We start from the raw sequence: 8,922 nt of genomic DNA, 5'->3' as shown, positions 1-8,922 counted from the left end.
TTTTTTTTGTGCAAATAAAGGGGGAGGGAAAAGGGATATGAACGTTCTGTTAAAAAGGAAAATGTTAGATATACTTAGTTGTTAACAAGTAGTTGTTAACAGGATTGTGGCTTTTCGATGTTAATAACATTGGTTGGGAAGCTGTTGCCTGAAAATTGTATTAAAGCATACTAAGGAAGGGTTTGATTTTATATAGTTGTTGATCAGCGTATTCCGAAGAAGTTTGTTTGTTGGGTTGTAGATTTATAGTGGGTGTTTAAAAAGCGAATTCCCAACATGATGTTGTTAGTAACATGTGAAAACCATGTGGAGTTTCTGTGAGTATGTGTTGACAACTCCCGTTAATTCGCACTGCATTACGTGTTCCGTGGATAAATTTTGCTTGCTAAGAAAAGGCCTAGAAGGCTTTTACCTCTTCGGTAAAAGTTTTCAGACTTTGATAGCAAGAAAAATTTAAGTTTTGATAGCAAGAAAAATTTAAGTATTAACAGCAAGAAAAATTTACAGGCTATTATATTCCGGCAACTCCTCTATAAAAGCAAACTGACCTTCCTGGTGGTCAATTGCGGCATAGCAATGAACCAGTCCATTGGTCACTACCAGCCATTTGACTTTATGCACCGAGTTATACCGTGCTGCCTGGTCAAATACTGCCTGTGAAATCTTCACCGACGGCGATTTACATTCCACTATCATTATCCTCTCCCCATGGCGGTTGTAAATAACCACATCGGTGCGTTTTTGTAAGCTGTTTAATGTTAAACCTCCCTCTATTTGAATGAGTGATTTTGGGAATTTCTTTTCCAGGATCAGGTATTGGATGAAATGTTGACGTACCCACTCTTCGGGGGTTAGTACCAGGTGCTTCCGGCGGATTTCATCGAAGATATAATGTTGCGCTTCTTTTTTGGTAAGCTTAAAAGGGTAACCCGGAAGGTTAAGTGCTACAGGGGTAAATGCCATTTGTGCAAAATTAACCTTTAATATTTAGTTTTTAGCGGTTACATTTGGTAAATTATATGACTGCTGCAGAAATTATTAAAGACCTTAAAGCGAGAAAGCTTAAGCCTGTTTATTTATTACATGGTGAAGAACCCTATTACATCGATCAGGTGGTTGATTACATGGAGGCTAACCTGCTCAGCGATATGGAAAAAGGCTTTAACCAAACCGTTTTGTACGGTAAGGATGCAGATATGGCCACCATCTTAAATGCCGCTAAACGGTATCCAATGATGTCAGACTACCAGCTGATTATCGTAAAGGAAGCACAGGACCTAAAATGGGGCAAGGAAACCGAGGGCGCAAGCAAAGAGGCCAGCTTTGTGCAGCACTACTTTGAAAATCCCTTGCCATCTACCATTCTTGTACTGGCTTACAAGTATGCCAATTTCGATAAGCGTAAAAAGTTATATAAGGCCATTAGTAAATCTGGACTAATCTTTCAGTCTGACCCGATCCGTGAATACCAGTTAGCTGCCTGGATTGAAGACTATGTGCGGGAGAAAGGTTACAAAATTGCACCGCAGGCGGCGGCGCTAATGGCTGAATACCTGGGTACCGACCTGTCTAAAATTGCCAATGAGGTAGAAAAGCTGCTGTTAAATATTAGTAATGATATCACCATAGATATTGCTTTGGTGCAAAAGAACATCGGTATCAGTAAGGAGTACAATGTTTTTGAACTCCAGAAAGCTATCGTTATGCGCGACCCGGTTAAATGCAACCAGATTGTCAACTACTTTGCCGATAACCCTAAAGCTAACCCCATGGTCATGGTGATGGCAAGTTTAAATGGCTACTTTTCAAAAGTCTTAAAATATCAATATCTGCCAAATAAAAATGATGCCGCTAAAGTTTTGGGCGTAAACCCTTATTTTATAAAAGATTATGAAATGGCCGCGCGAAACTATAACATCAATAAAGTTTTTGATATAGTGAGTCTGTTAAGAGAATACGACCTGAAAAGTAAAGGCGTGGAAAGCACGGGAAACGTAACAGACGGCGAGTTGCTTAAAGAGTTGGTGTTTAAAATTATCCACTAAGCATTCTGCAACTAAACATTTTACAGTAAACGGCCCATTGTAAACCATTACAGCCTCCCCGAATCCCTTTTGTGCTTCGCGCTCATGTAACTGTAAAGTTATACCTCAAACCTTACACACAGCAAACGCAACGTTATATTTGTGTGTCCAAACATTACGTACATGAAGAAAACTTTACTAATCTCCGCATTGGCGATGGCAACGCTGTCCTATGCCAATGCACAAACCCGTCCGCGGCCAGTAGCGTCTGCTACCGATACCACTAAAAAGACCGCAGGTCCATTAGCTGCCATGGGCACCAAAGCTGCACCAAAACCTTATGCTACTGTCATTACCTCCAAAGCGGAAACGAAGAAAGGAATGATTACCAGCCACAAAGTGGAGGAGAAGTTTTACTTCGAAATTGCCGATTCTATTTTGAACAGAGAAATACTGGTGGTTAACCGTATTTCCAAAGCGGGAGCCGAAGTAAGGGCTGCTGCGGGTTATGCAGGCGACCAGATTGGTAGCAGTGTAATCAAGTTTGAGAAAGGCCCGAACAACAAGATCTTCATGCGTAAACTTTCTTACCGCACCTATGGTCCCGATAGTACTACAGCCATGTACCAGTCGTTACAAAACTCCAATATCCAGGCCATTGCTGCTGCGTTTAACATTGCAGCTTATTCGCCAGATAAAAAGGGAAGTGTAATCGATATGACCGACTATATTAGCAGTGATAACGACATCTTTTATTTCGGTTCCCCACAAACTAAAACCCGTTTTCGTTTAGGCACACAATTATCAGACAGAAGTTATATCGTTGGTGTCCGCAGTTTCCCCAAAAACGTAGAAATCGGTACCGTTAAAACCTATACCTTAACTGCTGCACCAAACCCTTTCGGTGGCAGTTCGTCACCTATACCAGGCGGTGCAAGTGGTTCTTCTACTGTAGAGCTCAATACTTCACTGGTTATTTTACCTAAAGTACCTATGAAGCCGCGTTATTTCGATCCACGTGTTGGCTACTTTACAGTGGGTTATACAGATTTTGACCTCAACCCACAGGGCGTACGTGAGGTGCAAATCGTAAAACGCTGGAGACTGGAGCCAAAAGCTGCAGATATGGAGCGTTACAAACGTGGTGAACTGGTAGAACCGGCAAAACCGATTATATTTTATATTGACCCGGCTACCCCTAAAAAATGGGTGCCTTATTTAATAGCAGGTATTAACGATTGGCAGAAAGCCTTTGAAAAAGCAGGTTTTAAAAACGCCATCCAGGGTAAACCTGCACCAACTAAAGAGGAAAATCCTTATTGGAGCCTTGACGACGCGACGCACTCGGCCATTGTTTATAAACCATCCGAAATTGCCAATGCCAGTGGACCAAGTATAGCAGATCCAAGAAGTGGTGAAATTATGGAAAGCCATATTAACTGGTATCACAATGTGATGAAACTTGTACACGACTGGTACATGATTCAAACTGCCGCTGTTGATCCGCGTGCCAGAAAGATGGAATTTAGTGATGAGTTAATGGGCGACCTGATTCGTTTCGTTTCTTCCCATGAAGTTGGACATACCTTAGGCCTACGTCATAATTATGGCTCAAGTTCAACAGTCTCGGTAGAAAAACTGCGCAATAAGGCTTATGTGGAAGCCAATGGCCATACACCTTCTATCATGGATTATGCACGTTTCAATTATGTGGCACAACCTGAAGATAAAATCTCACCGGTAGGTTTATACCCAAGAATTGGTGATTATGATTTGTGGGCCATTGAATGGGGTTACCGTTTACTTCCTGAAGCAAAAACACCACTTGCTGAGGTGCCTTTTTTGAACAAAGTAACGGTTAAGAAATTAAAAGATAACCGTTTATGGTTCGGTACAGAAACCAATCCGAACGATCCGCGCTCACAAAATGAAGACCTGGGCGATAATGCCATGCTGGCCAGTGAATATGGTATTAAGAACCTTAAGGTTATTTTAAATAACTTAAAAGAATGGACTTCGGCAGATAATGAAGGTTACGAGAACCTCGACAATATGTATGGACAACTGACCACACAATTTGGTCGTTATATGGGGCACGTCGCTAAAAATATTGGCGGTATAGAAGAAACGCCAAAAACAGTTGATCAAAAAGGCGTTATCTACCAGCGTACACCTGCAGCAACACAAAAAGAAGCTATGAATTTCCTCGGTAAGAACCTTTTTAACACGCCAACATGGTTGTTAAACCAGGAAGTGCTGGATAATACCGGTACCAATGCTGTAGACGTGATTTATAAAATTCAAAACCCTGTTTTGACAAGGCTGATCAGCAGTTTTACCTTAAGTAAACTCATTGCGGCAGAAGCGGTAGACGGACAAAAGGCATATAAAATTACCGATATGTTTGCTGACTTGCAGGGTATTGTTTTCAGTGAGGTGAAAGAAGAAAAGGCCATCGACGTTTATAAACGTAATCTGCAAAAGAATTATGTAGAAAAGATGGTTAACCTGTTAAAACCAGTGCCAACCAGCATCATTCCAGCAGCATCAGGCAGGGGTAGTTTGCCACAAAGTGCTGTTAGCGTGTCAGAAAGTGATGTTACTTCTGTGGTAAAGGCACAATTAAAAGATTTAAATGTGATGATTAAAAGTGCGATTCCATCGGTAAGTGGCTTAAGCAAATATCATTTGGAAGATCTTTCAGATCGTATCGATGCCGCATTAGATCCAAAAAAATAAGATCACCTGAGTTTAATATAGCACCAGCTAACCTCAGTTGAATGGATAAAAGGGCGTTCCAAATTTTGGGCGCCCTTTTCTGTTTTATAATAAATTAGGTTAGCCACGGGCCCATGCACCATACCCATGATAGGTTAATAAAACCTCTCGTCAAAATAAATTTCTGATAAAAAACATTCGCTTAAGGAAAATATAAATTCAGCAGAATAATCTATAGTTATAAGGGCTTTATAAGGGGGTTAGAAGGGCCTTAGAAGGGCCTTTGAACGGCTGCAGCCCTTCTAAGGCCGGCTAAGCCCCCTCGTAATACCCCTATGTCGCCCTAATATTTATCAAGAGCTGCTCAATTTTATTAATTATTATTTATTATATTAGATAAATGCATTAATCACTTAGAAAACACTTATCATGGCACTATTACCAGGAGGAATCTTCGGCGGGCCCAGCGGAACAGTTGGTGCAGTTGTTACCTATCAGTTAAACGGACAAAATGTAATGCGTGGAAAACGCAGGAAATCCAATAAGCCACCCACTTTGCCACAATTGCAAAGTAGAATGGAAATGGGCGTTCTCACCTTATTTTTAGATAAGGTAAAAGGATTCGTTAAAACAGGTTTTAGTCCGCTTGCCATGGGTACAACCAGGAATTATCATAACCTGGCAGTTCGTTACAACAGACTGCAGGGCACCACCGGAACTTACCCGGACGTCAAGATAAACTTTGAACACCTCTTGGTTAGCAAAGGAGATCTGGAAATAGCGGCAAATCCTAGGGTACAGCGTGTGGAAAACGGGTTGAAATTTACATGGGATTACCCCGGAAGCCCAGTAGAGACCTATGGTAAAGACCAGGTGATGATGCTGGCTTATTCGCCGAGATTAAACAAGAGTACGTTCATAGATAGTGGGGCCAGGCGTGCAAAGATGGAGGATACCCTTATACTCCCTCCTGCAATGCTTAACGAGCAGCTGGAGGTGTATATATCCTTTGTATCGAACGACAGGTTAAAAGCTGCCGATAGCCAATATTTAGGGACTTCAGGTACTGAAGAGGATAGGGGGTAGTTAGTTTACCCCTTTTACCGTTGTTGGAATGGTATACACAGATTTTGTGGAAGTGATAAACAGGTCGGACCTGTTCTTGCCTCCAAAACACACATTGGCCGTCCAGCCGTTTATTGGAATGTGAGCAATCTGTATGCCTTCGGGATTGTAAACCGTTACACCATTTCCAGTGATGTAAATGTTACCCTGGTTATCAAGTGTCATGCCGTCAGAGCCATTTTCAAACATCAGCTTCCTGTTAGTGAGTTTTCCTTCTGAGGCGATGGTATAGCGGTAGGTTTTCCGGTCACCAATGTCAGCGACGTACAGATATTTGCCATCTGGTGTGCCAACAATTCCATTAGGTTGCTTCAGGTCATCTACAACAAGCTGAATCATCTTTTTTTTGCCTGCAGGAATGTAATAGACATTTTGCTTTTCAAGCTCTGGTTTTTTTCTGGTCCAGTAGTCGCGCTGGTAATATGGGTCGGTTATATAGATGCCTCCATTATTGTCAATCCACAGGTCATTGGGGCCGTTAAGTTTTTTCCCATCCAGGTCAGTAACCAGTACGGTGACGTTCTTGTTTTTATCAATAGACCAAAGTTCATTTTTCTCATCTGCGCAGGAGATCAGGTTGCCTTTTTTATCAAAATACAAGCCATTGGAGCGGCCTGTTTTATCCATAAATACTGAAAGTTGGCCCTCAGTGTCATATATCCAGATCTTGTCATTTGGCTGATCGGTAAAATAGATGTCGCCTTTTTTATTGACTGCTGGCCCTTCGGTAAAGGAGAATTCGTTGCTGATGAGTTTCAGGTCAGCGGGATTAAAGATTTGTGCTGTTCCGTGGGTAGCTGCCAGGCTCAGTGTCAGCAAAAAAAGACAAGTGGTAGATCTGATGCTTAGTTTCATAGTTTACGCGCTTATATTGGTCAGGTCAATAAATATAGTAAAGGTTTAGTGGAGTTTGTTACTTTTGCTGAAAGTACTTAATAACATACAACGATGAATTATTGGTTAGTTAAATCTGAACCTTTTAAATATAGCTGGGAAAAATTTAATCAGGACGGACGCACCTTTTGGGATGGTGTAAGAAACTATCAGGCACGAAATAACCTGAGAGAAATGAAGGAAGGTGATCTTGTTCTTTTCTACCATAGTAATGAAGGTAAAGAGGTGGTGGGTATCGCCAAGGTAGTTAAGGAATCATACCAGGATCCAACTACAGATAATGCCAACTGGGTGGTGGTTGATCTGGCGCCGGTTGAAACCCTAAAACATCCCGTAACATTGGCCCAGATCAAAGCAGAGGAAAGTTTGAAGGACATTTCTTTGGTGAAACAAGGCCGCTTATCGGTTATGCAATTAAAGGCAGAGGAATTTGACAAAATTCTGGAAATGGGAAGTTAATTATTACTATTTCCTGACAATTTTAAAACAAAGCGCTATATATTGACGTTTTATCCGTAGATTGTAAAAAAATACTCTATGATAAAACACATCTTCACCCTGGTTGTATCCTTCTTCGTTGCGGGCCAAATGAATGCCACCGCACAGATTAAGCCATTTATAGCCACCATTAGTACGGGGAATGATGTTTTTAAAGGTGTATTGTATGAAGTAACCAGCGACAGTATTGGAATTAAAAAAGATGCCGAGGTGGTTTATTTTTGCCCTGATGAAATTAAGACGATAAAATTAAGGGAAATAAAACGCGGTATCCGTTATAAAAAGTACCTTAATACTGATTCCTATTCAGAGAAGAGTTTCCAAAAAGTATCCAAAAAGATGGTTCCGGTAAGGAAATGGGGAGAAAAAGATCCCACCATTGAAGAAGAGCTTAGTGGACGCATCATTACCAGTTTTTATAGTACAGCAATTAATGGGGTAATTGCCTCTATTGGGTTAATGAACGGCAGTACCAATACGGTAAATGTAAATTACAAAAAGGAAAATTACCTGGAAGGCGCCAAATCACTGGCTTTTCACTCTGTGCTATACCAGAGAAGTCCTGCTGCACATGCGGAACTTAAAGCACAAAACAGCAAAATAAACTAAGCTAAGCTTAGTTTATCATTTCTATTCTTTATAAAATATCGCCTTTAATTCATTGGCATCTTTAGCTTGCATTTTTCCACCCAATACCAGGCGAAGCTGTCTACGTCGCAATGCGCCATCGTATAATTCCTGTTCCAGCGCAGTTTCCGGAATAATTTCGGGTACAGGCACTGTTTTACCGTTTTCATCAAGGGCCACGAAAGTATAAAAAGCTTCATTTGATTTATGGCGTGTACCAGAAGGTATATTTTCAGCCCATACATCCAGTCTAACCTCCATAGAGGTGTTAAATGCACGGGTTACCAAAGCTTCTATGGTAATCACGTCGCCCAGTTTAATGGCTTGTTTAAAGGAAACGTTATCAACCGATGCGGTTACTACGATCCTGTTGCTGTGTTTTTGTGCTGATATGGCTGCAGCAATGTCCATCCAGTGTAGTAATCTTCCCCCCATCAAATTATTCAACGTGTTCGTATCATTGGGAAGCACCAGCTCATTCATCACCGTGAATGATTGTTTTGGATGTTTAGTTGTTTTTTCCATATGGCGACAAAATTAAACAAATTGTGCAAATTCTGGTTATATATGAAGTTTTAGCATAACATGTAACCCTCTATATGACCAACCGCTTACTCATCCAGTTTTTTCACTGGTATTATCAGGACCACCAACCACTTTGGCAAAAAGCAATACAAGAAGCAAAACATCTTTCAGGATTAGGAATAACAGATGTTTGGCTACCGCCTGCCTATAAGGGTACCGAAGGGGCAGATTCTGTGGGATACGACTGTTACGATTTATACGACCTTGGTGAGTTTGACCAGAAAAACAGTGTAGAAACTAAGTACGGCAGTAAGAAAAGCTACCTCGATGCTATTGCTACATTGCAGGAAAACGGAATGGCTGTGATTGCTGATGTGGTGTTTAATCACAAAGCAGGGGCTGACGAGCTGGAAAAAATAGCGGTTAGGAGTGTAGACTACAATAACCGAAACGAATTTACATCTGATTTAATTGAAATTGATGCCTGGACAAAGTTTACCTTTCCTGGCAG

9 protein-coding genes are annotated in these 8,922 nt (G+C 41.1%); 6 read left to right on the top strand and 3 right to left on the bottom strand.

What is annotated here, in order from left to right:
* Positions 1–501: 501 nt before the first annotated feature.
* Positions 502–963, bottom strand: coding sequence for a type I restriction enzyme HsdR N-terminal domain-containing protein (locus ACR2F3_RS00625; RefSeq protein WP_432708047.1), 462 nt, complete (start codon positions 961–963; stop codon positions 502–504).
* A 56-nt stretch (positions 964–1,019) separates the two neighbouring features.
* Between ACR2F3_RS00625 and holA the strand changes: the two genes are divergently transcribed.
* The 3 genes from holA (at position 1,020) to ACR2F3_RS00610 (ending at position 5,828) form a co-directional block, all read left to right on the top strand.
* Complete coding sequence (holA, locus tag ACR2F3_RS00620) at positions 1,020–2,045, top strand: DNA polymerase III subunit delta (protein ID WP_432708046.1); 1,026 nt, start codon at positions 1,020–1,022, stop codon at positions 2,043–2,045.
* Between the two features lie 162 nt (positions 2,046–2,207).
* Complete coding sequence (locus ACR2F3_RS00615; protein WP_432708045.1) at positions 2,208–4,763, top strand: zinc-dependent metalloprotease; 2,556 nt, start codon at positions 2,208–2,210, stop codon at positions 4,761–4,763.
* Between the two features lie 408 nt (positions 4,764–5,171).
* Positions 5,172–5,828 (top strand): DUF6266 family protein, encoded by a 657-nt coding sequence (locus tag ACR2F3_RS00610; protein WP_432708044.1) that lies wholly within the window; start codon positions 5,172–5,174, stop codon positions 5,826–5,828.
* Here ACR2F3_RS00610 and ACR2F3_RS00605 read toward each other — a convergent pair whose 3' ends face one another.
* The gene (locus ACR2F3_RS00605) at positions 5,829–6,722 is read right to left on the bottom strand and encodes an SMP-30/gluconolactonase/LRE family protein (protein WP_432708043.1); all 894 of its coding nucleotides are present in this window, start codon (positions 6,720–6,722) and stop codon (positions 5,829–5,831) included. It abuts the gene before it with no gap.
* A 93-nt stretch (positions 6,723–6,815) separates the two neighbouring features.
* Here ACR2F3_RS00605 and ACR2F3_RS00600 point away from each other — a divergent pair, with 93 nt between their 5' ends.
* Positions 6,816–7,220: an EVE domain-containing protein gene (locus ACR2F3_RS00600; RefSeq protein ID WP_432708042.1), complete on the top strand. Its 405-nt coding sequence runs from the start codon at positions 6,816–6,818 to the stop codon at positions 7,218–7,220.
* Between the two features lie 78 nt (positions 7,221–7,298).
* Positions 7,299–7,868 carry a hypothetical protein gene (locus tag ACR2F3_RS00595; protein WP_432708041.1) on the top strand — a complete coding sequence of 190 codons (570 nt, stop codon included), beginning with the start codon at positions 7,299–7,301 and terminating at the stop codon, positions 7,866–7,868.
* A gap of 21 nt (positions 7,869–7,889) precedes the next feature.
* On the opposite strand, the gene ACR2F3_RS00590 is transcribed toward ACR2F3_RS00595, so the two are convergent.
* The gene (locus ACR2F3_RS00590; protein ID WP_432708040.1) at positions 7,890–8,411 is read right to left on the bottom strand and encodes an acyl-CoA thioesterase; all 522 of its coding nucleotides are present in this window, start codon (positions 8,409–8,411) and stop codon (positions 7,890–7,892) included.
* Positions 8,412–8,485: 74 nt separating this feature from the next.
* Here ACR2F3_RS00590 and ACR2F3_RS00585 point away from each other — a divergent pair.
* On the top strand, positions 8,486–8,922 hold a 437-nt coding region (locus ACR2F3_RS00585; protein WP_432708039.1), incomplete at its 3' end, for an alpha-amylase family glycosyl hydrolase.

The organism is Pedobacter sp. (assembly GCF_045627485.1).
Classification (GTDB): Bacteria; Bacteroidota; Bacteroidia; order Sphingobacteriales; family Sphingobacteriaceae; genus Pedobacter.
Note: the sequence above shows the minus strand (reverse complement) of the source record. Positions and strands in the feature narration are given on the sequence as shown.